A 24,517-nucleotide genomic window follows, 5' to 3' on the forward strand; every position below is an offset into this window, starting at 1 on the left:
GACTTAAACTGCAGTATCGTTTGTACTTGCATTAAATCACTCCTAAGTGTTTTACTTTAGCAAAACTGGCATCGTAAGCATTTACTTTAGTTGATTCTGAATCAACTATTTTTTCTTGGAAGATGGCGGCATAGGTTTTGGCTATTTCGTTCCACAGCATGGTTCTTCCGAGTTCCAGTGTACGATTTTCCATTTCAGCTATTTTAGAAGGGTCATTCAATAATTGAAGGATGCAAGCTTCCAAAGAGGCCGAATCGCGGAAGTTTGCCAATAAGCCCCTGCCCTCTGCCAGCATTTCTTCGGCATATCGGTAGGGTGTGGAGACAATAACCCTGCCATAGCCGACTCCGTATGCTAAGGTACCGCTAACGGCCTGATCCTTGCCTAAATAAGGAGTCATATAAATGTCTGACATGACTAGCGAATGAATGACTTCATCCTGCGTCAAAAGCTTGTCGACGAAATGAACGTTACGCGTTAAATTATATTCTTCCACAAGATCCATCAGCTTTTGTCTGTATACTTCGCCTGTTTCTTGCTTAACGACCGGATGTGTTTTCCCCCAAACAATATAGAGAGAATCGGGATGTTGTTTGACCACTCCCCGCATGGCTTCTATGCTGTACTCAATCCCTTTACCAGGGCTTAAAAAGCCAAAGGTGGATAAAATTTTCCGATCTGCAAAGCCGTATTGCTCTTTAAGCTCTGATCTTGATCCGGTTTGGACATGGGGTACTCCATGGTGAATGAATGCGATTTTGGTGGCTTCAACGCCATAAATGGAGATCAAATCCGTTACTGTAGATTGCGCCATCGTGACAACTTTAACACTTAGCTCTGCAACTCGATTCATGATGTGACGCTGTTTGGCAGAGGGTTTCGTTAACACGGTATGAAAAATGACGACAAACGGTATATTCAGTCTCTCGACGAATGGAATCAAGTATTCACCGCTTTCTCCGCCGTATATACCAAATTCATGCTGGATAACAAGAAGATCAACGACTGACGAGTTAAGATAATCGGCCGTTTCTATATAATCGGATAGCTTATGTTGGTCAATTTCCCTCAACACTTGCTCTTGATAGTCGTAAGTTTTGTTGTTATTAATAGCAATGATACGAGGCTTATTAAAACCATTTATGTGCTTGAGTTCATCTAATAAATCTTGTGTAAATGTAGCTATACCGCATTCTCTCGGCAAGCTAGTGCCTAGAAAAACGATATTCCGATTGCTGCTTGAATACTTCATATAATGAGCCTCCAGGTTGGTTCGCGATTTTTGGAACACAAAAAAAAGAATCTAAAGATAAGTCTTTAATTCTTTTGGGGTAAGGGGTATTTTATTTTCAGAAAATTCCAAATTATTTCCTGTTTCCACTATAACATGACCATTTTTTCTTGTCAATTTATTGACTCTCCAATGCATCCCCTGTATATTTATGGGGGAGGTGTATGTGTGTCAGTCATACGCAGTAAACTAAAAGAAGTGATGGAAAATCACGATCCTAAATTATCGATACGTAGGCTCGCTAAAGAGATTAACTACCACTTTGACTCCGTTCGTCGTATGTATAAGGATGAGATGGTACAGTATCCTAGGGATTTATTACTAAAGCTTTGTCTGTATTTTAATGTCCAGCCTGGGCAGCTCATTGGCATCGAAATGGATGAGGAAAGTGGTTGGACGATAGATGCATCGATGGATTATCAGGAGGACGTCAATGACAAGGAAATCGATTAAAACGGAGAGCTGTAAACAGCTTTTGGAAACGTTTTATGAAAACCCTCGAGTAACAAAGGTGCAGAAACTAGTGTTCTCCGGGGTTGGAAATCGCGATGTATACAATATAACTGCTCCGTTTCAGTACGACGGGGAGGAAGTCATCTTAGGAAGAGTTGAGGAACGGGATAGTGAGTTCTCTCAAGTCTTCTTTTTTACATGCAAGAATCAGATTTGGAGTCCCCGAATACATACACACACTTATAACTTACAGGATCCATGTATGACCATCATCAAAGGTGAGCTAATAGTTGGCGGGGTTGAAGTCATTACGGCTGTCGATAATCCAAGTAAGATTGTGTCGTGGGTTACTCAATTTTATCGTGGGTTTCAAATAGATGCATTATGTCACTTCTCATCTGGACCCGGTACGATGAAGGATATTCGACTAGTTGAGCTTACCGACGGTAGAGTAGGTGTATTTACTAGACCGCAAGGAGCAAGAGGCGGAAGAGGGCAAATTGGATTTACGATCATCAACTCGCTGGAGGAGCTCAATGAGCAAACCTTCATCAATGCAGAAATTCTTAGAGAGCAATTCGTTTCCGAAGAATGGGGCGGTGCGAACGAGGCACATTTACTGGGGAATGGCCATGTGGGCGTTCTGGGACATATAGCCTGCTTTGATACCGTAGGAAACAAGCATTATTATTCCATGGTCTTTTCGATAAACCCTGAGACTTGTGAGAAAACACCCATGAAAATTATTGCGACAAGAAGTGATTTTCCAAGAGGTCCTGGCAAGCGGCCAGATCTAGAGGATGTAATTTTTAGCGGTGGGCTTATAAGGTCTGGCAATGGCCGAGCAGTCCTTTCTGTTGGCGTTAGTGATGCTGAGGCTTATCAAATTGAGATCCCTGATCCATTTATGGAGTATGAATAGGAACAAGTTGGTACTTAATTAAGTTTGACTAGATTTTATGGTCATGTTATAATTTGTGTGACAAGAATTTATGGTCAAAGAGAGCAGGAAACAAACAAATGAGTAAATTTATTCAATTGAACAAGCGCACTGGTGAAACAAAGTCCCACATGAATCAAGCAAGAAAACAGGGGCGCATCCCAGCTGTGTTGTATGGGATTGGTAAAGATACTTTGTCTGTAGAAGTAAATGAAAAAGAAATGCTGGATATTTTGAAAAAAAATCCACGAGCTATTCTGCAAGGCAATACATTCGATGAGAAAGTAATTCCGATCATTGTTCAGAGCGTCCAAAAGGATGCGATGTCGGGCAATCTGCTGCATATCGACTTTCATCATGTGAACATGACTGAAATTATGGACAGCAAAGTTACTATCCAATTCTCTGGAGAGGCAATCGGAGTTAAATCCGGTGGGGTTCTGCAGATCGAAATCTATGAAGTAGAAGTGCGTTGTATGCCTGGTGATTTGCCGACTTCCATGGAAGTGGATATCAGTGGCCTTGATACTGGCGACAAGCTTCTCGTTTCCGACCTGATCTTCAAGGATGGCATTGAAGTGTTGACGGATGCGAATACAGTTATGATTCAAATCAAAAACGTGCATGAGGAAGTCGAAGCAACAGCCTAGAAAAAATCATCCCCTTACGGCGGAGAGTATTTAAGTTCATGAGCTTATATACTTCCTGCTGTAAGGGGATTTTTGGGTTTCTTACCTTGCCATGGATAAATCCTATTGTCGGAGTACTGTATGATGGGGAAATGATATATTTAATAGAATATTTAATAGAATAAGCTTGTTTGTTCTAAAAAAAATGCAATTGAATAATTCATATATTATATGAGGAACATCTGATTCCACGAAGAACCGTTTAAATCGACTGATATAATGTAGATTACTTCCTCAGTAATCAATAATGGAGGATACAACGATGGCCATTATAGAGCAGACGATTTTCAATTCATTTGGAAACAAAATTATTACTAAGGATAAAGAGATTCATATTGTCGGCAAAATGGATGAACCGCTTATTTTAATTTTGGACAATGTATTAAGCTACACAGAATGTGATGCTTTGATTGACTTAGCTAATACCAGAATGCAGCGAGCTAAAATCGGCAAATCTCGCCTAGTAAGCAATATTAGAACAAGCAGCAACATGTTTTTTGAGGAAAGCGAAAATGAATTGATTCAAAAAATTGAGACCAGAGTTTCTGAACTGATGAATATACCGATCGCACATGCTGAACCGCTGCAAATTTTACATTATAAAGCTGGGGAACAGTATCAACCTCATTTCGACTATTTTACATCCGAAAATGTTGTAAACAATCGCATCAGCACACTGGTGATGTATTTAAATGACGTGGAAGAAGGCGGAGAAACGTATTTCCCTTCGCTTCGTTTTGCAGTAACGCCGAAAAAAGGCAGTGCCGTCTATTTTGAATACTTTTATGACGATAACCACTTAAATGAACTAACATTACATGCAGGAAATCCCGTCGCAATCGGGGAAAAATGGGTAGCGACCCAGTGGATGAGAAGACAAAGACATCGCAACATGTAAAGGACGAAATTCATCCATGAAAACGATAGTTAAATATCACAAGGGCTGCAACGTTGCAGTCCTTTGTTGCGTTACCGGGAGGATAGTTTAAACCTTCTAAAATTTGGACCGTTTCGGTATGAAGTCGAAAATCCTTATTGAGTGTCAGTAGGACGACCTCCTCTAAACGTATCGCAATACAACAACATTAAAACACAACGCAGGGCAAAGACAACAGGTTAGTATGACGCTAAAATGGAATCGAACACACACATCCAAGTACATGTACATGGGAGGGGGTATAGAGTTAGAGTTGCAAATTTTGTAACGGTGAGATGACTGGTAATTTTACGAATTCAATTACGAAAGCGTATTCTTTTTATGATTTTAATTAGCAAATCACAAAAGGAGGTTTTTACTAAAATGGCATTCAAAATAAAACCAAGTATGAGATTTTCACTAATTGTTGCATTATTAATTTCACTTGTTTTTCCTTATTCAATAATGACGGCATATGCGCATGAGCCTGTTGAGATTCAAGAACCGACATCGCCTATCCAGATAACGGTGAACGGTAAAAACTTGAAATCCGATGTGCCTCCTAAGTTTATTGACGGTAAAATATGGGTGTCTGCTGAGGCAATAGCTCATTATCTGTATTCGGTATTCTATGAGTCTATCGATGGTAAAGAATTTGTTTTAAGAAATGATTATTACGAAATGACAGCTAGATACGGTAGCGATAAAGTAACATTAAAAGACGGCTCAACGGTTACGACCGAAATGCCCTTTAAAGAGAGCGTTAGAAGTTTCATCCCCTTGGATACGCTAATGTATGCGTTTGGAGCAACCTACACATGGGATGCCTTGAGTAATACGGCAAAAGTTGTATATGATGAAAACCGGCATATTGCCGCTGATGCCGCTTTGCCGGTAGCAGGACCAGGTGATATCACAGCCGTGGGAGTTTCGAGAGACGGATATTATAGTATTCCGAGCGGTGATCCGAACGCTGAAGTAACCGTATGGCGGAAGTCAGCGGGTCCGGAAAACTATGTAAATGGTAATGTGCCAGAACCGAGAAATACCGGATACGCTTGGGTTATACAGCCTAAGCCTGGTTATAACGCGGCAACAGGTGCCTTTGAAGGTGGTATTAATTATTTGGCCGGCGGACAAGGCACTGACGAAATCATTAGAGTGAGAATTCACTACTCAGACGGCAGGCCGGATAAGGAATTTAAAACCACAATTACCTCGAAAGCCCAAGTTGGTTCTGGAACACCCATACCCAATACAGGAAATGATTTGCTGTTAAGAACTACGTTCAATAATATAAGCATGTATCTCAATTATGATAGATACACTTCCGGAGATACGATTCCATATAAGATTGCGACAACACCTGCCGCCACCACAATACAGGTTGTCTCTGACCCTGCAAATGAGGTGCATTTCAGAAAAGTAGGAGCTGCGACATGGGAAGATGGCCTTACACTGGCATGGGATTCGCCTAACAAGCAGTTCAGAGGCTCTATCGTCGGTCTTGAATCCGACACCGTATATGAAGTGCAAGTTAAAGTTCTTAAGGACAATTCAACCTACACTAAAACAATAAGAACATGGAAAGAAGACGTCCCCATTGCTAGAGATATACCTATCGCGTCCATATATGAGCCAGGAAAACCGCTTTCGGTTCAAGGGTTAAGAGGGACAGAAAACGGATATATCCGTATCATTGGAGACGGAAAAACCGTTATCGATGTAACCGATGAATTTTGGTCAGCGGTAGTGATCGCGCAGTCCGAATATGTGATTTTGGAAAACTTGATTATCCGTGGAGGCAAGAGAAGCGGGCTAGCTATTCTCAGTTCAAGTCACCACATCCGAATTATCAATAATGATATTTCCAATTTCGGAAGACCAACAACCCAATACTTAGGTCTGCAAAAGATCGTCGCAAATGCTGATCCAAACCTGGCTGTTGACTTGCGTACAGGGCAACTTTATACTGCCAACGCCACGCCTGTTAACAATGACTCCGGTATTTTTATAAGCGACGTAAGCAATCTTGTCATTGAAAAAAACTATATTCATGACCCAAAAACAAGTAGCAATGCCTGGAACGGGGGCGGAGGCAGAGATTTTTGGCCTAACTGGAACGAAAAGCATCCGCAAGGTGTAAGCGGCATGTATGCAAGAGGTGGACAAGGCAACGTTATTCGATACAATGACATTGTCGGAAGCGACGATCACCGGTTTAACGCTGGCATTGAAACTTTTGTAAATGGCGATAAAAACGGCGGTATTGGGACAGACTCCGACGTATACGGCAATTATTTGGCGTATGCGCAAGCTGACAGCATGGAATTAGAAGGCGCGGATATGAACTTAAGGTTTTACAACAACAAAATAGAAGGGGTTTCTGGCGGCATCGGCATGGATTCGAATTATGTTGGTCCCGTGTATATCTATAGAAATCTTATAGAAAACTTGGGTGACGAATGGGGATTGATTGCAGGAGTAACCAAGTACGGAACAACTCTTAATGAAGCGGTTTCTAAGGGTATGGGTGTTAACTATCTGTTTAACAATACTATCCTTAGTTCAATGGGTCATATCACCCGAAAAGACGCTCAAATATACAGAGTGTATCAAAGGAATAATATCATGGAATCCATAGATAGTCCGGTACTTAGTGGCCAATACGAAATTACGATTAAACATATGTTTAATTATCCGGGAGCCAGTTACGATTATGACTTGTTTAACGGAACCGGGGTAACCCCTAATGTCTACAGTACTACGGGTGGACCTCCGCCTATTGTTGAGCCTCATGGGATAACCGGGGCCAAAACCGGAAACCCTGTCACAGCAATAGCTGCTGATAACAGCAAAAAGGCAACATTCACTAACAGAGATGAAGGTGATTTTAGCCAAACAAGCAGCAGTCTTGGCTTTGATAAGGGCACAACGATTCCTAATTTTGTAACCGCGGCCGACTACACAGGCGCTGCACCTGATATTGGCGCTATAGAAAGCGGTAAAGATGTGATCCTTCCTACCAGACCAATCGCTTTAAGGTCAGTTGGTAGCAAGTATCAGCTTAACCTTACAGGGAATACGACTCAACAAGTCATTATAAAAACGGCCGGTATTCCGACCGGAACAGCGTATGATTTGGTGAAGAACAGAGATTATGATTGGTTTACCGTTACTAATTCAGAAGGGAAAACCAAGGGCGTTATTACTGAGGGTGTCGACTTGGTACTCAATATAACAGGCGCCCCTAAGAAAATCGGTAAAAATTTCTTAGGCGGTCAATTTGGAACAACAATAACAAAAGGTCTTGCTGACTTTGCTAATTCAAAAGCTAGTGTATTAACAGGTCAACCAGCAAAAGGAAAAGGAGCTTTCTTTGTTAAATTGAATGGTGGTCTTTCGCTGCCGATTTCGGTTTATGTAACGGAAGGTGCCTATGATGCGAGCTATAGTCTAACCTATAACTACAATGACGGTGTTACATCTGATGAAACGGTGACGGTTCATGCAAACGGATCGTCGCTCGGCGAAACGGTTACCCCTCCTCCGGCGCCGACAAGAGAAAATTATATCTTTGTAGGTTGGTACGACGAAACGTTTGCGCGCAAGTTTGATTTCAGCAAAGCAGTCGAAGCAGATACCGTTCTTTACGCAAAATGGAAACTAGCTATTACAAGTGTGTCGCCGGGCAATGGGCAAAGCGATGTGAATTTTGACATTGTTTCAGCGAACGGCAAGGGGTATAAGGTGTTTATAGCAAACAGCAAAATGGGACCTTTCACCGCATACAGCAATGTAAATTTCAACGCCAAAGGCGCACACATCAAGGGACTTACAAACGGAGAGACCTATTATGCGTATATCGAATATACAGATAAAACAGTTACAATAAGAAGCGACACAGTTGAGATAAAACCGAGCAAGTAGATAAAGATATATCCCCCTGCCTATCAGGGGGGTTATTTTATTATCGATAGAATCGGATAAGAAAGGTGTGTAATTCATGACAGAAAAGAATGTATTGCCGACTGGTATCCCGGAAGAAGAGGGCATTCCATCATCTTCCATACTTCATTTTATTAAACGCTTAGAAGTGAACCATTTGTGTATGCACAGCTTTATCGTATTACGTTCGGGAAAAATAGTAGCGGAAGGCTACTGGAAACCTTTTACCGCTGACAAAAAACATCGTATGTATTCTACAAGTAAGAGCTTTGTTTCAGTTGCAATCGGTTTAATGGAAGGAGAAGGACTTCTGTCTCTGGATGATCGTGTTAGTACATTTTTCCCTGAAAAGCTTCCCCCTGAGGGCGTACATCCTTATATAGAAAAGATGACGATTCGCGATCTGCTGATGATGGCATCAGCCCATGACAAGACGACTTTCAAGCAAGTTAATGATGATGACTGGGTGAGGACATTTTTTACGGTTCCACCGACGCATCTGCCAGGCACCGTTTTTTCGTACGATACATCCGCGACAGTTACGCTTACAGCAATTGTAGAGAAAGTTAGCGGGATGTCTTTGTTAGCATATATGCATCCTCGCGTGCTTACGCCAATCGGTTTTTCGGAAGATGCTTACTGTTTAAAAACCCCTTTGGGGGTCTCCAACGGTGGGTCAGCCATTTTTTGTACCTCGCGTGATCTAGCTAAATTTGCATTAACTTGCATGCAGGAGGGAAAATTTGACGGCAAACAGTTAATTCCTGCGGACTATATGAAAGCTGCAACCTCTTACCAAATCGATAGCACAAATTCAATTTTCAATTTTATTGATAATCAGCAGGGTTATGGTTATCAGTTTTGGAGAACTCGCAATAATGGATTTTCTTTCCAGGGGATGGGGGGGCAGCTTGCTGTCTGTTTGCCGGACAAGGATCTGCTCATTGTTACTACGGCAGACACGCAACCGAATCCAGATGGCATACAAACCATTTTTAATACGATCTGGGATGACCTATATCCGCATCTTTCTGACAACCCATTGAAGCCAGACGAAAAATCATATAGGGAATTGTGCGAGAAAACAAGCAATCTTTCTATTTTGCTTCCGGAAGGACAGTTATCTTCTCCAGTTACAAAAAGCATTAACGGAAATACGTATCAATTAGCGGTTAATCCAATGAACATAACGAAATTACGAATAGTTTTCCATGAAGAAGAGGGGGTCTTGGAATTTGAGAATCCTGAGGGCAAGCATCAGATCGCTTTCGGCTTTGGAAAAGCAATTGCCCAAAAGTTTCCTGTCTACGATTATGATTGTATAACAGCAGCTGCATGGAAAGATGAACATACCTTATATATAAATCCAATGATGATAGATGAGGTTTTTGTACATGTCAGAATTACGCTTTGTTTTAAAAACGATACCGTTACAATTGTAATGAAAAAGTTTGCAGAGCGCTTTTTAGATGAATATTCCGGCTTTGCCAGTGGAGTGAAAATGTAGTAGGATCCGCAATCGATGATGACGGCAACTTTGCTTGAAAGAGGGTCGTCAAGTCTTTCAGGTCATCCCCACGAGGATGACCTGATCCATTTTCAATCATCTCTTTGCAACAAATCTCAACAGCCAATCCACTTGGGGAGTCACATATCCTTTGCCTAAAACCATCACACCGGAAAGGATTGTAAGGTAGCTTGCAATTAATTCCTCCGGATCCCCATCCGCGACTTCTCCTCTTTGCTGTCCTTCCTCAAACAAGGGCAGCAAACGTTTGACGTAGACATCTACCGGGTATTTTTGAATCAGCTGACTGACTTCTTCAGGTACCTCTTCAAAATTCCGTGCCCGATGGAGCAGCATAAAATATGGAGCTCCGCTCTCATCGAGCATGCCTTGAGTTAGGATTTTAATTTTTTCGATCGGAGATCCCATCAATTGGCTCAAATTATCGATTTCCGTAATCGATGTTTCAACCGCTTCCCGGACCAGGGAGGTAAAAAGATCTTCCTTCGTTTTAAAATAATGGTAGAATAGCCCATGGCTCACGCCTGCTTCTGCGGTTATCATGCTAATTTTCGTACCTGAAAGGCCGCGCTGGGCAAAAATTTTGACTGCAGCCGACGTAATCTGCTGTTTGCGTTCTTCGTAAATTTTCTGAAGTTGGTCTTCTTTTAAGCGCGGCATGTATTCAAACTCCTTCGGGAATAAGAAAAAAGTTGGTGAGCAGGTTCACTATCTGGTCAGGCCCGCCGTCATTCTCTGGACCAAAATGGTCCAGATTGTTTACGGTTTCCATTGTCGATTGGGCAATTGTTCGGTTTAATTCTTTCATCATTTCTTGCGTAGAATCTGAGCTCTTGCCGCCTTGAATCAACAGCACATCTGCATGGGTTCTGCTCAAGATGAGTTTGGCATACCAATAGGGGAGCCGAGTTAAGGGGGTATGGCCCATCCCTCTCACGAAATGTGCAAATGCGCCAAGTCGATCATTCTTTAGCATCGCCTGCTCGTAACGGTGCATCCACGCGTCGTCCATCGGATTAATCAGCACGCCAGGTTCATACAAAGCTACTTTGGTGATAGAAGCATCCATTCTGGCCAGCTCCAGCGAGACAAGCCCACCATAACTGTGTCCAATCAAATAGTCGGCGCCTGTCGCTTCCCGGATGGCCTGAACGTCTTCGCACTCTTTATTCATAGCATACTCTGGACCCTGAGGTCCACTCAAGCCCCTGCCTCTTCGATCCATGAGGTGAACGCTAAAGGAGTGAGAGAGGGCAATGGCTAAGCGAGTATAATCATTAGAATCCCTTAATGCAGCATGAACAAGTATAATCCCAGGGCCCTCGCCGATCGATCTGTATCCAATTCGTGTTCGGTCACTCGATAGGACCTCGCGCTGCTGAAACAAGCCTTGTTTATTGGGAAAATCCTTTGAGGTTGACATTTTTTTCGACCTCCTTTTTTGATTGACTGAATCAGTCAATTAAATAATATGACAAAAAACCATTGTCTGTCAATGGCTTCCTTAGAGGAGGAACACGTTTTTGTTGAAACTAATTAGGCATTTTTGGAATAAAATTCAATTTATTTCGCATGCTATTGAGTAATAGTGAAAAAGTAGGGATCACAATGGGTTCCAATTTGCAAGATAAGATGCCAATTCAAGCTGATGTCGCAGATACGCGCACAATGCTTCAGAACATGCAAGATGAAATCCCTGAGCTCATCGTTCGTGAGTTTCAGATCAAGTCCTCTGGTACATTAGCTATCCTCGTCTATTTGGATCTGCTATCTGATAGGGATATGATTCATAACAATGTCCTCCATCCGCTGATGCATGAGGGAGTAGGGAATACGCCGATTCGACAGCTCATCACGATTGGCAACGTTTCTCAGGCAGATGATTGGTCCGCAGTTAAACAAGCGATTCTACAAGGTCAAAGTGTGTTGTTCGAGGAAGGCAAAGTGGCCGTAGAAGTACTGAATACGAGCAAATTGCCACAAAGGGATATCCAAGATCCCAAATCAGAAATGTCGATCAAAGGCGCGCGTCAAGGCTTTATTGAAACAGGAAGCACCAATGTTGCTTTAATTAGAACGCTCATTCCGAACCCGGAATTGAAAGTGAAAGAAATCGAGGTAGGTCACAGGGGAAAGGTAAAAGCTAGCCTGATCTATTTGGAAGATGTCACTGAGCCAGAAATTCTTCAAGAATTCGAAGATCGGATTCGACAATTACATATTGATTCTGTTATCGGCGTGGGGGAATTAGAGGAGTTGATTGAGGATAATCCCTATTCACCTTTTCCGCAGTTTCTTACATCGGAGAGGCCTGATGTCGTCGCTATGCATATCCTCGAGGGAAGAGTCGCTGTCGTACTTGATGGGTCACCAGGTGTCCTGATGGGCCCAGCTTCTTTCGTGAACTTTTTTCAAAACATCGATGATTATTCGATGGGATGGCAAGTCGCATCGTTCATGCGGTTGATGCGCTACAGCGCCTTCTTTGTCGCCATTCTATTACCTGCCATTTACATCTCCGTTATTTCCTTTAATATCGAAGTCATTCCCTTGCAGTTGTTGCTGTCTGTTGGGGAATCTAGGGCTAACGTTCCCTTTTCTCCACTTCTGGAGGCTCTGATCATGGAGTTCACATTGGAAATGTTGAAAGAAGCGGGCATTCGTCTGCCATCTCCTATAGGTCAAACCGTTGGTATATTAGGAGCCATTGTTATCGGTCAGGCGACGGTTCAGGCAGGAATTGTTAGTAATATTATGGTTATCGTCGTTTCTCTGACGGGTCTATCATCCTATATTATTCCAAACAGTGATATGTCCGCCACCGTTCGCTTAATTCGTTTTCCGATGATGCTGCTAGCCTCATTCTTCGGGCTTATGGGCGTTGGGATTGGCACGATGGTGCTCATCGGGCACTTAATCGCATTGGAATCGTTGGGAACACCTTATTTTAGTCCCATTAGTCCTGTCCGTTTTGCAGATTGGAAAGATACGTTCATTCGTCTCCCGCTCTGGAAAATGGATAAACGTCCTCTTACCGCAAGGCCTACGCAGTTAAAACGACAAGCGTCAAATCCGCCCAAAGGTGATGGTGAATGAAAAGGTATGCATTGAATGATATTACGCTGATGCAGTTTATTTTCATGATTCATGGTGCGCAATTAGGCGTTGGTATCCTTACCCTACCTGCGGATTTGGCCAAGGTCGCTGGAACGGATGGGTGGATTTCGCTTTTTATCGGCTGGGCGATTACGGTCATCTTAAGTGTCGTTATCATTCAAATCATGAAGCACCATCCGAAGGACACGCTGTATGACTTGCTTCCGAGGTACTTTGGAAAGTGGCTCGGGCGACTGTTAAACCTCTTGGTGGTCGGTTATTTTCTATTGGCTTTTTTCTCGAGTACCTTCGCAGCACTTGCCGTAGTCAAGCAAACGTTACTACCGAAGACACCCAATTACTTACTCGCGCTTGTAGTATGCATTCCGATATATACGATTGCCAAAAACCATCTCCGTATCTTAGCTAGATATGCTGAATTAACGTTCTGGGGATCTTTATGGTTGCTTCCATTGTTTATGTATGCCTTGAGAGAGAGTGTGTGGCTAAATTTGTTGCCTATTTTAAAAGAGGGTTGGATGCCTATCCTTCAAGGGGGGAAAGCAACCTCTCTTTCCTTTCAGGGCTTCGAAACTCTTTTTATCCTATATCCCTTTTTGAAACACAAAGAACAAGCGATGAAGGGAGTCTTTATTGCCAATACGTTGACGTTGTTCATTTATGTCATGGCGGTGCTCGTTTGTTTTGTTTATTTTCCGCCGGATGGCATCACACATTACAACTGGCCTCCGCTTCGGTTATTAAAAACGATTGAATTTCGTTTTATGGAGCGATTTGAAGTGATATGGATTGTGGGCTATCTTTTTATTCTTTCAAGAGTGTGGATCTTTGCTTTGTATTTCGCCTCACTGGGGTCTAGCCGGATTCTAGGCAAACAAGATCATCGTCCCTATGTAAGGTTCTATGTGCTATGTTTGCTGATTGCTTCCTTTTTCTACGCTCCGGGATATAGCAATGGCCAGAAGTTCCAAGAGTGGTCAGGAAATGCAGGGATCCTATTTGCTTTTATATTTCCTTGGTTTTTGTGGCTGTACACAACCCTATTCAGAAGGCTGCGAAAGGGGGCTTCGCTATGAAACGCGTAGTTACGGGGCTAGTCATCGTTGCATGTCTTTTGACTACTACGGGGTGCTACGACCAAATGGCTTTAGAGGATTCTTCGCTGACCCTGATGTTGGGCTTGGATTTGGATGAGAAAAATAATCTAATCATCTTTCAGCAAAGTCCTGTATTTTATAAGGAAGCGAAGGAAAAATCAGAGTCCCTCGGAGTCAAGGTAACCTCCATACGTGAATCGCGTACGAAATTCGACTCGATTGCGACAGGGCTGACCATAGGAGGCAAAATTCAAACGATTCTTCTTGGTAAGCGTCTTCTTCAACAAAGGGAGGATTGGTTTCAGTTACTCGATGTACTTATTCGTGATCCCAAATCAACCGTAACCTCGCGAATGATCCTCGTGGATGGGCCGATCGGTGAGATCTTCGATAGTAAACCGAGAGATAAACCTCGACTTTCCCTGCATATGAGAAAGTTAATCGATACCGCCAGTCATCGTATTATTACCACATCGACCACACTGCAGAATTTATCTTGGCAAATGGAAGAGAAGGGCACAACGCCTTCGATTTCCAACGTGAAGATGGATAAAGAGCAGATTCGAGTGACAGGTACGGGGTTACTGCATGACGATGGATCGTACGCCACCTCAGTCGGTTTGCAAGAGAGCTCCTTATTGTTGATCCTGCAAAAGGAAGCCAAGGGAGACATCTCGCTCTCCATCCCTGTCGCCGAAACGTTTGAGCCGAACGATCCTCCCGATCACATTATTACCATAAACGTTAAGAAAATTAAAATGAAAATCAAGTCGAGATTAGATGATCAAAGTGGATTTGCATTTGACGTTGATTTAAAGATGGCTGTCGATCTAACCTCTCGCGACTTTGAACTCGACATCGCCAAACAACAGAAGCAATTGGAGAAGGCGATCACTTCTGAGCTCCAGCAAGAGTTTTCGGATTTAGTCGCGAAATGCCAGGAAAACGAGGTTGATCCTTTCGGCTTTGGGCTGTATGTCAGGGCTTATCAATATTCAGCGTGGAAAAAAGTGCAAAACGAGTGGGCTGCGGCTTTTGCCAAGTCGAAAGTAACGATCACACCGAAAGTAGAGCTCAAGCAAGCGGGAGCGACCAAGTAGGGGGGATATAGGGACTAACCATATTTAGCAACGCTGATAACATCAGAAAAAAGTGAATAAACCTGTCTGCTTCACGGCAGATTCTATTTTTGATTATTGAACTAACGGGCAGGTTAGTGTAAGAAGGAACGACGAAGAGCAATTCTGATGACGGACCTGCCACTTTCCGTTGATCGAGTCAAGACGGTTCCATATGGAGCCGTCTTTTTGTTCCTATCATAAACTTTCAAGAATAAGACGTACTCTGTAAAGATACAGTCATTCGATGGCTTCACTTTTCATGCTAAAATTTTTAGGTAATCCTATTTTGAGCAAAAGAGAGGAGGCTAATTGAAGTATTGAAAGCGCGTACATTTTCGATGAAAGGGCTAGGAGTTGAATTCTAACATTGAAATGATGGAGGGATAACAATTGGTTACTATGCGTGTAAACCGATTAGGCTGCATATTGTTGGCAGCAGTATTGCTTTTATCCTCATTATTTTTCACACTGCCTACAGTTGTTCATGCCGATGAGTACGATTCGATGCTGCTAAAATGGAGAGATACATTGACGGGAGGGAATTCATTCAACACGTTAGATACAGATATTGCGAGTAGGACGGCGTCCATCGTAACGGAAGCGCAAACCTACTGGACGAATATGGATAAAAATGCTTCAATAGTACAACAGACCCTGCGGACATTACGGCATCCTATAAACGATTGAAAATTATGACGCAGGCAGCCGTAATACAAGGTACAAGTCTATTCAATAATACGCTGCAAGCGCCGGCGTTTACAACAGTGCAACATTAAATGCGGTAAATGACTACGTCGAGTATACCGTCAACATTGCACAAACAGGGACATACACGGTGTATCCGATGGATCGGACTGTAGCCAATAAAGGCATTTACCAGTTGGCCATTGATGGAGTGAACCTGGGGACGACAATAGATCAATATGCGAGCGCGAGTGGATTCAGGGAATCAAATCTAGGTACAGTGACATTTAGTACTACTGGGAACAAACAGTTCCGGTTTAAGGTGTCTGGCAGTAATGCAAGCAGCAGCGGATATATGTTAGCTTTTGATTATATAAAGTTGGTGAAAAATTAGCGCTTCTAGAGATCCCCGTAATGCGGGGATTTTTTTAACAGTTAGAAGAAATATCCACTTGAATTTACGGGCATATGAGACTAAAATCTGTTTGTAAAGGGCTACAAGGAACGAGAGATGGAGGTGAAAAACTGCCAAGACGATGCTGGAAGCCGAATTCAAAAGGCATTGATCAATCAAAGAACATGAAGATATCATGGACAATAGTATTGCCCTTTCTTTTAACATCTATACAAAATGAGGAGGAATTTACTTGAAGAAGAAATTATTAATTGCGCTTGGACTTACTGGTATTATAGCAGCATCTATTACTGTCGGGGCTTATGCGGCATCGGATATTAAATTATTTATTAACGGGAAAATAATCAATGCTGATTTGCAGATCGTAGATGGATCCAGTTATGTTCCTTTGAGGGTTGTTTCTGAGTCACTTGGAGCTGATGTAAAGTGGGATGGGGACAAACGGGAGATTAGTATTACGGGACAAACGGGTCAAGTAGGCCAAACCGTCTATGAGAATACCCAATATGGCTTCCGTTTCACGCTGCCGGACAGTTGGAAAGGGTACACGACCGTAACGGACAAATGGGAGGGTCACTCTGTAGGGGATGCGCAAGGCGATAAGGTCAGCGGCGCGAGCCTCAGCATCCGCCATCCCAAATGGACCGCTGAACAGCCTAGACAGGATATCCCTATTTTCATCTTTACTGTCGACCAATGGAACGAGCTTCAGCAGGATAAGTTCCATATCGGCGCAGCGCCTATCGGCCCAAGCGAACTGACGCGCAATGACAAATACGTGTTCGCACTTCCGGCACGCTATAACTTTGCCTACTCTGATGGCTACCAAGAAGTAGAAGACATCTTGAAGAGCAATCCAATTCAACCGATGAAGTAATCAAATCTTACAAAAAAAGGTTATCCTTTGCTGTATACGGCCTAGGGTAACCTTTCTATTTTTACTTGTCACTATCACTCCACGTATAAATTATCCTCAGTAGTTAGAAAAATTACCCGCTTGCATTTATGGGCATAATGTGTTTGTAGCCAGCTACAAGGAACGAAAGATGGAGGTGAATACATGTCAACAACGATCAATATACCTGCCATATGTAACTGTACGAAGCTAAGACGAGCTCAACGTCATGTTTCACGTCTGTACGATACCTGTCTAGCAGAAACAGGAGTTGGGCTTAAAGCGACTCAATTTTCGATTCTAGGCTATCTCAAGCATGAAGGTCCGAAGACGATGCTGGAGCTTGCTGAACTAATGACGATGGACCGTGCAACCATTGGACATAATCTCCGTCCGCTTGAACGCAGCCAATTAGTTCGTATTGAGGTCAGCGAGTCTGATCGGCGCGCACGAATCGTTTCATTAACCGATGAAGGGTTAAAACGGCTAGCGATTGGAAGACCTGGTTGGGTCAAGGCCCAAGCTGAATTCGAGAAACAGTTTGGCATTGATCAATCTAAGAACATGAGAGATATCATGGACAATATTATTGCCCTTTCTTTTAACAACTATTAATTTATGTGCGTATTGAATATCGACGGTGATACGACATCGTCGATTAACTTGGGACAAATAAGGGCATATGAGACTAATGTATTATTTATTCGCTTAGAAAGGAAATACTAATGCATACAAAAAATCAAATTACGGGGGATGCAATCACACTGGACCAATTTTCTCCCCGTTTCTAATCACAATATCCATCAATTTGCAGAATCGGCCTATCATTCGTTAAGCATTGAAAAGTTGGCGGGCCTGGAATGAATCATTTTTAAAAGCGGTTGCGATTGCCCTCACGCTGCTTTTTGTTCAATAGGACTGCAACGCCCATAATGACAACACATGCGGCAGAGCCTAATTCGTAACCTTGTTCTTTTGCTCCTAATAAACCTCCGATTACTCCACCTGCAATAATACATAATCCACAAATCATACCTGCTTTTCCGATCATTCTGAACACTCCCTCGTTTTTTCTTATGTATTGATCTTACCAGATCGTATCTTCACGGATAAGTGACCTTTTTCACGAAAATGATATGACAATTCTCACATTATTCGTGCCGGGACATGAGGATTGTCATTTTTCCAAATGAAAGGTGGGTACAATCTTGATTCAGAAGAATGGAATTTAAGAAAAATTTTATAAATACCCCACTTTTTATTAAACAGTTTTTCTTATACTTATGTAGCTTTCTTAACATATCCAGAAATAGGTGATTCATTATTGAGAATATCCTCGGAGGAACGCAATTAGCTTTCATGTTGAAAAGAATAATTAAAGGGCTGGATGTCATTATTTTGTTGTTGCTGCTCATCTTAATGATCATTAGTATATTCTGCATCTACAGCGCAACACGGACTGATCCAGATTATTCCCAATCATATATTAAAATGATGTATTTTTACGGTTTAGGGTTTATGGTCTTATTTATAATGCTATTTTTTAACTATAAACTCTTATTGCGCTTTTCGCCGATGTACTATTTCATTGGGGTGGGACTGCTGGTCTTATTATTTTTTAAAGGGGATACGCTCAACAATGCTCAGGGGTGGTTCATTCTTCCTGGTGGGATTGGCTTTCAACCGGCAGAGCTTTGTAAGCTCATTTTAATCTTGTTTTTATCGTATTTTCTATCCAAAAGAGAAGTCGAGACGCTTAGCCTGTTCAAGGAAATACTGCCAATGGGTTTTATAACATTAGTTCCTTTTCTCTTGGTTCTAATGCAACCAGATCTCGGTAATTCCATTGCGTATTTGGTTATTTTTATTGTGGTCTGTTGGTTCGGGCACATTAACTACAAGCATGCTTGGATAGGCCTTGTAATTATGATAATCGTAAGCGGAAGCTCTCTCTGGAGCTATGTCGAATACCATATGGAAGTAAAGCAATTCATGGCATCCAAACATAAAGAGTACTGGTTGGATAGAGTGGATGCCGTCCTTTTGCCAGAGCAAGCTTCTGAAAAAGCAACTTATCACATGAAACAATCGGTAAAAGCAATCGGATCAGGCTCGTTAGAAGGAGATGGCTATCTTCATGGAACTTCAGTCCAGAGTGGTCAGGTTCCATATACCTATGCAGATTCCATATTCGTTGTAGTGGGAGAAGAATTTGGATTTTTAGGAGCATCTGCGTTACTCTTCCTTTATTTTCTTCTCATTTATCGAATGATCACTATCGCACTTAGCATTCGCAGCCAAACAGGCATTTATATCATTGGTGGAATTTCCGCTATGTTTTTGTTTCAAGTTTTCGAAAACATCGGGATGCTGATCGGTATTATGCCGATTACGGGAATCACCCTTCCTTTTATCAGCTATGGAGGCACCTCGCTGTTGATTAACATGGTATCGATAGGCTTTGTTCTAAGTATAAAAATCTATGATGACATAGATGTTGAAGATATTATAATGCGTTAATGTTCGATCCAATAGCGAATATGGTGATTTATAATGAGTACTTACATCAGTTCGCTCGACGATGGTTATGTTTAGCTTTAATGATGCGGTAACAGAGCTTGATAGAATTCGGCACGGAAAATACTTTTTCTAAAAGATATGAGAACGCTGAACGGTTTCCACGTTTCGTGTTGCATTCAATGCAAGAAGCGAGTAAGTTTTGGGGAAGATCTGAGCCTCCTTTGCTTGAAGGGACAATATGATCTACAGTCGTTGCGTGACGTCCACACCACAAACAAGTGTAATGATCCCGTTTTAATGCAGCTTTTCGATAGTCTCGAAATAAAAATGGGTTGTAAAGTAATTGGATTGTCTGCTCGTCGATCCAGACTGCACGGGCTCGATTAACTTCCCTCCAAGCCCGGTGAAGTAAACATGGGGTTAGTATTTGGCCATCCACATTGAGTACTCGTATCATAGTCAATCGCCTCCTAAGGCTAAAGTTAGTATAACCACAGACAATACGTGGTTATGTCTGTTGGAGACGAGAGGAGTATCGGATGTTAAGTACCTTAGCAGCTCGATAACAAGAAGCCTCGCTGGGAAAGCTCCCGCGGGGCTTTTTTTGTTAGGCTCTGTTAAAACTCTATATTAATTCCGGTTAACCGAGGAGATTTCGCTTAATTTTTTTTGCTTTTCTGTCACACTTCACATCCCTTACCCGTCATACAGGTAAAATTTGAAGGGGATGATGAACGATGCAAAAGGTTGATGTGGTCGTTGTTGGTGGAGGGATTGCGGGTTTAACCGCAGCAATTTACGCAGCCATAGCCGGGAAACAAACGGTGGTCATTGAAAAACAGAATCGCTTAGGCGGCCGAGCCATTTCCAATAAGAATAAAGGAGCTTACCTTAATTTGGGCGCGCATTCCTTGTATAAGGGAGATGCGTACGCGACTTTCCGGGAATTGGGGCTGACCTTGCAAGGAAAGCGGCCTTCATCGTTTGCTTATGGCGTTTGGAAAGGGAAATTGAACACCTTGCCTTCGGATATGAAATCCTTGTTTACGACCCCGTTGTTGTCTTGGAAAGGAAAGATGGAATTTGCTTCCTGTCTTATGAAAGTTAAAAAAGCGGATACTCGTCAATTTGACCGGATCAGTATCCGCGAATGGGTAGAAGGGAATTTGCAAGATCCCATGGTGCGCAATATCTTTTATTCGTTACTTCGTGCCGCCAGTTATGTGGTCGGGCCGGATTTGCCAGCCGCGGGTCCTGTATTGAAACAGCTGCAGAATGCCCTTAAAGGCGCGTTGTACCTTGATCGTGGCTGGGGCGAATTGATCGAGGAATTGCGGAAAAAAGCATCCGACCTGGGAGTGCGGTTATTAACAAATACCAAAGTCTCGTCCATCGATACCCGTGGCGGGATCGTGCGGCAGGTTCTCTTTGAAGACGGAACGACAATCGATACGCACCATGTTATCCTTGCCACATCGCCTTCTATTGCCAATGAGTTGGTGCCCTTTGCAGAAAAAACCGCCCTTCATACCTGGAAAGAACAAGCGATTGAGGTCACCGCGGCTTGCCTGGATGTGGCCTTGAAACGACTTCCCAAGCCTAAACAACAATTTGCTTACGGGATTGATCAGACCGTGCTTCTTAGCAATTATTCGCGTGCAGCTTATCTAAGCGACGATGGCGCCCAAGTCATATCGCTCATTAAGTACCAAGGGAAAGAACCGGACCCGGATAAAGATTTGCAAGAACTGGAAGGCGTGCTGGATTTGATGCAGCCGGGATGGCGGGAAGAATTGATTGTCAAGCAATACCTTCCTAAAATGACGGTTTGTCACGACTTTATGCATATGAAACGTCATGAGAATCCCGGACCAGCTGTCCCGGAAATACAAGGATTATATGTAGCAGGAGAATGGGCGTCGCACGGTGAAGCATTGGTTGATGCCGCGACGGCAAGCGCCAAAAGAGCCATACAACACATGCTCTCCCTTGAGAGTAAGGAGAGGAATGCCTTTAATGAGCACAGAGGAATTATATAAACGTCATAAAACGGAGCTGTTTTCGTTAGCCTATCGAATGCTCGGCAGCGTCATGGATGCGGAAGATATCGTACAAGATGCTTTTTTGAGTTATGACGGAATGTACGACGTCGGGACAATCCGTAACGAAAGGGCATTCCTATACAAAATCGTAACGAATCGTTGTCTTGATCTTCTTCGCTCGTCAGCCAAAAAACGGGAAATGTACGTCGGTCCATGGCTTCCAGAGCCCCTGATTGAAAAAGGGGCTTCGGACAACGATCCATCTAATAGGTATTTGCGGTCGGAGTCGATTTCCACGGCTTATCTTCTGCTTCTGCAGCAATTGAGTGCAACGGAAAGGGCGGTTTTTCTTCTTCGAGAGATTTTTCATTATTCGTTTGAAGAGATTGCAGATATAGTCGGGAAAAGCAGTGCGAATTGCCGGCAAATTTTCCACCGCGCCAAAAAAAGCATCCATTTCGACCCGGACCAACAACCGTCGGTTTCCATTGCGGAGGATAAGATTAAAGAGTTTGTGAATTCGCTGTTGCAAGGAAATACGACGAAGCTTCTTGAACTGGTTAGTGAGAATGTTGTGCTCTACTCGGACGGCGGAGGCAAAGTAAGCGCGGCACAAGTGCCTGTTGTCGGGTTTGAGCAAGTGCTGAAGCTTCATCAAAATGTGATCAACATGCATGCGGGTAAATTTACGTACTCGTTCCTCATGGTGAATGGGCTCCCCGGAATCCGCATTCGTTTGGATGAAGGGATTCAATATGTTTATTCTTTTGCTTATCGAGATCATAAGATCGAAGCGATTTATACTGTCGCAAATCCGGAAAAGTTAAGACATCTATAGAATCACTAATTAAAAAGAGCTGTATAGTAAAATTCTACGAAAGGAGCTGCCGAGGCACTCCTTTCATTTTTTCGCCGGTAAACCTGTTAAGGAGAACCTTACCTTATATTATGGAGTCAAATCTTTATGTTTCCGCAAGAGAATTCGCTAGTTGGGGATTACTAATAACAGGACTAACAATTTTAGTTATTCCGGAATACAATCTTGTTGTAGCGAAAATGTTTAATAAAAGGTATAACTACTAGCAACATTATTGTTGTTTCACATAATCTTCGTATTGTTCTTTTGAACCAATAAATAATGTTGCAACTGTTTGATTATCTTCGCTTCCACTATGCGAAGACACCCCGTGAAATTGTTCATTGCTTACTTTCTTACGCTGACCCTGATTGTCAACATAGTATACCTTAACAGCTCCACTTTCCATGGTGTTTGAGGTTTTCAACTTACCTGACTTAGGTATGTTATAAATAAATGTATTTCTTTCTTTGGGAAGTGGTGGGTAATCCGATTGGTCAAAAGTAACTTCTACTTCTCCAACAATATTTTCGGGTAAGAGGTAAATATGGAGTGGGTTTTTATTTGTTGTAGGTAGTAGAAAGATTAAGCCTACTACCACAAGTACAATGATTGTTAATGCTACAAATACATACTTGTTCAATGAAACTCCCCCTTTCAATGAGATAGTACATTATTTTTGACGCACAAATATATAAAAAGTTACCAATTTCTAAAATAAGGAGTTTTGTGGACAACAATACGTTGTAAATTGGTGAAAAACCAATAAACTAACAAAGAACGATAGCTGAATAAAACAGCAGAAGGATCCGCCGTGGCGGATCCTTCTTACATCTTCTCAAATTATTGGGCAGAATAGCGAACTAATTTTGGTTAAAAAGAAGTTAGCGACGTAAACTGTGCGGAAAATTATTGTTGTAAACAATTAAAATGCCGCAATAACCTGCGGCTCTCATCAAGTGGTTAGTTTTCTCCAGATTCAACTAGGCCATTCAATTGTTCGGCATAGGCACGTATCAGATCGTAATCGTGATTAATCTCAACTTCTGCTATGCGTACAGTCTCTTGCTCTTGTGAAATTGTTGTCTCATCCTCCACTCTGTCCACCCCTTCCTGATATTAGGGGATAGGATCTCCTATATCGGATTTGATATCCATTCCCTTAAGAGAATGTTATTCGAGGAACGCCGTAAATAATCCATCATTAGGAAACTAAAACCGATGGATTTCCCCGCCAATAACGGGAATCGATTGGATAATCTGATATACTTCAACTTTCTCAACAAGAGCGGAGGAAGCCATTTCGATACAGAACAGTAGATCGCCAGGTGGTCGTGATATTCCGCTGGTATGACGTTGATGGAGAAACCGTAATTGGTGTGTTTCATGGTGGAGGAAAGTAACAAAAAAGCATGTTCATGTGTTACGCTAACGGAAAACGTTTGTTTAAACTAAAGGGAATTCAAAAACATTGGTTGCGCAAGTGTTCCGAATCAGCGATCGAACAAAAATAGAAACGTTTTCCATTTAATTCAGTTATATAATATATATATAGCGTTCGAATGGAGTGATTCATACGGGGACATTTGGAAGAGGATGTTTATACATTATTGTAGGTATAGTCATTATTACTATTCTTGCCTTCATTACAAGTAGCACAATAAATATACCTTGGTTTATTTTCATTCCACTCATTATTCTGGCGTTCTGGGTTGCAAGTAAGAAAAGTAAATGAATATGTAAAAGAACAAGAAAAAGGCAGCCGACCTAGTGTTCGGTTGCCTTTTCTCAACTAATGGGCAGATAAACATATGTCCACATGGCAGTAACGAAAACTGTGATTGTAACCTGCATCTTGGATCCAAGCTAAAATTAATATGATTGAAATAAACAATATTGCTGATGTGTTCCATAACTTACCAGGTTTTCAATGAAAGGCTAAACGAAAAGATCATTTACTAAGCTATCGCGAAACGATAGTGCAATAACTTTTGAGAGTCATTGT

The 24,517-nt window shown here is 42.3% G+C and carries 23 protein-coding genes; 16 read left to right on the forward strand and 7 right to left on the reverse strand.

Annotated elements, in window-relative coordinates:
* Positions 1-31 precede the first annotated feature (31 nt).
* A complete protein-coding gene (locus AC58QG_RS16135) occupies positions 32-1,252 on the reverse strand; it encodes a glycosyltransferase family 4 protein (protein ID WP_497363137.1) in 1,221 nt (406 codons plus the stop codon).
* Between the two features lie 207 nt (positions 1,253-1,459).
* Here AC58QG_RS16135 and AC58QG_RS16140 point away from each other — a divergent pair, with 207 nt between their 5' ends.
* From AC58QG_RS16140 to AC58QG_RS16165, 6 genes are all read left to right on the forward strand, one after another.
* The gene (locus AC58QG_RS16140) at positions 1,460-1,744 is read left to right on the forward strand and encodes a helix-turn-helix domain-containing protein (protein WP_497363138.1); all 285 of its coding nucleotides are present in this window, start codon (positions 1,460-1,462) and stop codon (positions 1,742-1,744) included.
* Positions 1,725-2,666, forward strand: a complete 942-nt coding sequence (locus tag AC58QG_RS16145) for a DUF1861 family protein (RefSeq protein WP_497363139.1) — start codon at positions 1,725-1,727, stop codon at positions 2,664-2,666. Before AC58QG_RS16140 ends, AC58QG_RS16145 begins: the two co-directional genes overlap by 20 nt.
* 98 nt (positions 2,667-2,764) lie before the next feature.
* Positions 2,765-3,334 (forward strand): 50S ribosomal protein L25, encoded by a 570-nt coding sequence (locus AC58QG_RS16150; protein WP_497363140.1) that lies wholly within the window; start codon positions 2,765-2,767, stop codon positions 3,332-3,334.
* Between the two features lie 301 nt (positions 3,335-3,635).
* Positions 3,636-4,271: a 2OG-Fe(II) oxygenase gene (locus AC58QG_RS16155; protein ID WP_497363141.1), complete on the forward strand. Its 636-nt coding sequence runs from the start codon at positions 3,636-3,638 to the stop codon at positions 4,269-4,271.
* A 402-nt stretch (positions 4,272-4,673) separates the two neighbouring features.
* Complete coding sequence (locus AC58QG_RS16160; RefSeq protein WP_497363142.1) at positions 4,674-8,219, forward strand: InlB B-repeat-containing protein; 3,546 nt, start codon at positions 4,674-4,676, stop codon at positions 8,217-8,219.
* 76 nt (positions 8,220-8,295) lie between these two features.
* On the forward strand, positions 8,296-9,744 hold the full coding sequence (locus AC58QG_RS16165) for a serine hydrolase domain-containing protein (protein ID WP_497363143.1): 1,449 nt from the start codon (positions 8,296-8,298) through the stop codon (positions 9,742-9,744).
* A gap of 96 nt (positions 9,745-9,840) precedes the next feature.
* On the opposite strand, the gene AC58QG_RS16170 is transcribed toward AC58QG_RS16165, so the two are convergent.
* Positions 9,841-10,425 carry a TetR/AcrR family transcriptional regulator gene (locus AC58QG_RS16170; protein ID WP_497363144.1) on the reverse strand — a complete coding sequence of 195 codons (585 nt, stop codon included), beginning with the start codon at positions 10,423-10,425 and terminating at the stop codon, positions 9,841-9,843.
* 4 nt (positions 10,426-10,429) lie between these two features.
* Positions 10,430-11,188: an alpha/beta fold hydrolase gene (locus AC58QG_RS16175; RefSeq protein WP_497363145.1), complete on the reverse strand. Its 759-nt coding sequence runs from the start codon at positions 11,186-11,188 to the stop codon at positions 10,430-10,432.
* A gap of 149 nt (positions 11,189-11,337) precedes the next feature.
* Between AC58QG_RS16175 and AC58QG_RS16180 the strand changes: the two genes are divergently transcribed.
* From AC58QG_RS16180 to AC58QG_RS16210, 7 genes are all read left to right on the forward strand, one after another.
* Positions 11,338-12,861 carry a spore germination protein gene (locus AC58QG_RS16180; RefSeq protein ID WP_497363146.1) on the forward strand — a complete coding sequence of 508 codons (1,524 nt, stop codon included), beginning with the start codon at positions 11,338-11,340 and terminating at the stop codon, positions 12,859-12,861.
* Positions 12,858-13,958 (forward strand): GerAB/ArcD/ProY family transporter, encoded by a 1,101-nt coding sequence (locus AC58QG_RS16185; RefSeq protein ID WP_497363147.1) that lies wholly within the window; start codon positions 12,858-12,860, stop codon positions 13,956-13,958. Before AC58QG_RS16180 ends, AC58QG_RS16185 begins: the two co-directional genes overlap by 4 nt.
* Entirely contained in the window at positions 13,955-15,079 is a 1,125-nt protein-coding gene (locus AC58QG_RS16190) for a Ger(x)C family spore germination protein (RefSeq protein WP_497363148.1), read from the forward strand. Before AC58QG_RS16185 ends, AC58QG_RS16190 begins: the two co-directional genes overlap by 4 nt.
* A gap of 411 nt (positions 15,080-15,490) precedes the next feature.
* Positions 15,491-15,787 carry a hypothetical protein gene (locus AC58QG_RS16195; RefSeq protein ID WP_497363149.1) on the forward strand — a complete coding sequence of 99 codons (297 nt, stop codon included), beginning with the start codon at positions 15,491-15,493 and terminating at the stop codon, positions 15,785-15,787.
* A gap of 157 nt (positions 15,788-15,944) precedes the next feature.
* Positions 15,945-16,178 carry a hypothetical protein gene (locus AC58QG_RS16200; RefSeq protein WP_497363150.1) on the forward strand — a complete coding sequence of 78 codons (234 nt, stop codon included), beginning with the start codon at positions 15,945-15,947 and terminating at the stop codon, positions 16,176-16,178.
* A 253-nt stretch (positions 16,179-16,431) separates the two neighbouring features.
* The gene (locus AC58QG_RS16205; RefSeq protein WP_497363151.1) at positions 16,432-17,076 is read left to right on the forward strand and encodes a stalk domain-containing protein; all 645 of its coding nucleotides are present in this window, start codon (positions 16,432-16,434) and stop codon (positions 17,074-17,076) included.
* 183 nt (positions 17,077-17,259) lie between these two features.
* Entirely contained in the window at positions 17,260-17,709 is a 450-nt protein-coding gene (locus AC58QG_RS16210) for a MarR family winged helix-turn-helix transcriptional regulator (RefSeq protein ID WP_497363152.1), read from the forward strand.
* 256 nt (positions 17,710-17,965) lie between these two features.
* Here AC58QG_RS16210 and AC58QG_RS16215 read toward each other — a convergent pair whose 3' ends face one another.
* Positions 17,966-18,145, reverse strand: coding sequence for a hypothetical protein (locus AC58QG_RS16215; protein ID WP_497363153.1), 180 nt, complete (start codon positions 18,143-18,145; stop codon positions 17,966-17,968).
* A 308-nt stretch (positions 18,146-18,453) separates the two neighbouring features.
* On the opposite strand from AC58QG_RS16215, the gene AC58QG_RS16220 reads away from it, so the two are divergent.
* A complete protein-coding gene (locus tag AC58QG_RS16220; RefSeq protein WP_497363154.1) occupies positions 18,454-19,614 on the forward strand; it encodes an FtsW/RodA/SpoVE family cell cycle protein in 1,161 nt (386 codons plus the stop codon).
* A gap of 46 nt (positions 19,615-19,660) precedes the next feature.
* Here AC58QG_RS16220 and AC58QG_RS16225 read toward each other — a convergent pair whose 3' ends face one another.
* Positions 19,661-20,071 carry an HNH endonuclease gene (locus AC58QG_RS16225; RefSeq protein WP_497363155.1) on the reverse strand — a complete coding sequence of 137 codons (411 nt, stop codon included), beginning with the start codon at positions 20,069-20,071 and terminating at the stop codon, positions 19,661-19,663.
* Positions 20,072-20,351: 280 nt separating this feature from the next.
* Between AC58QG_RS16225 and AC58QG_RS16230 the strand changes: the two genes are divergently transcribed.
* Both AC58QG_RS16230 and AC58QG_RS16235 read left to right on the forward strand, forming a co-directional pair.
* The gene (locus tag AC58QG_RS16230; protein WP_497363156.1) at positions 20,352-21,653 is read left to right on the forward strand and encodes an NAD(P)/FAD-dependent oxidoreductase; all 1,302 of its coding nucleotides are present in this window, start codon (positions 20,352-20,354) and stop codon (positions 21,651-21,653) included.
* Positions 21,631-22,494 (forward strand): RNA polymerase sigma-70 factor, encoded by an 864-nt coding sequence (locus AC58QG_RS16235; protein ID WP_497363157.1) that lies wholly within the window; start codon positions 21,631-21,633, stop codon positions 22,492-22,494. The genes AC58QG_RS16230 and AC58QG_RS16235 overlap by 23 nt, the downstream gene beginning before the upstream one ends.
* 250 nt (positions 22,495-22,744) lie before the next feature.
* On the opposite strand, the gene AC58QG_RS16240 is transcribed toward AC58QG_RS16235, so the two are convergent.
* Positions 22,745-23,155 carry a DUF6843 domain-containing protein gene (locus AC58QG_RS16240; RefSeq protein ID WP_497363158.1) on the reverse strand — a complete coding sequence of 137 codons (411 nt, stop codon included), beginning with the start codon at positions 23,153-23,155 and terminating at the stop codon, positions 22,745-22,747.
* A 320-nt stretch (positions 23,156-23,475) separates the two neighbouring features.
* Positions 23,476-23,610 carry a hypothetical protein gene (locus AC58QG_RS16245; RefSeq protein ID WP_497363159.1) on the reverse strand — a complete coding sequence of 45 codons (135 nt, stop codon included), beginning with the start codon at positions 23,608-23,610 and terminating at the stop codon, positions 23,476-23,478.
* Positions 23,611-24,517: the final 907 nt, after the last annotated feature.

It is taken from the genome of Paenibacillus sp. J22P169, from assembly GCF_059691995.1.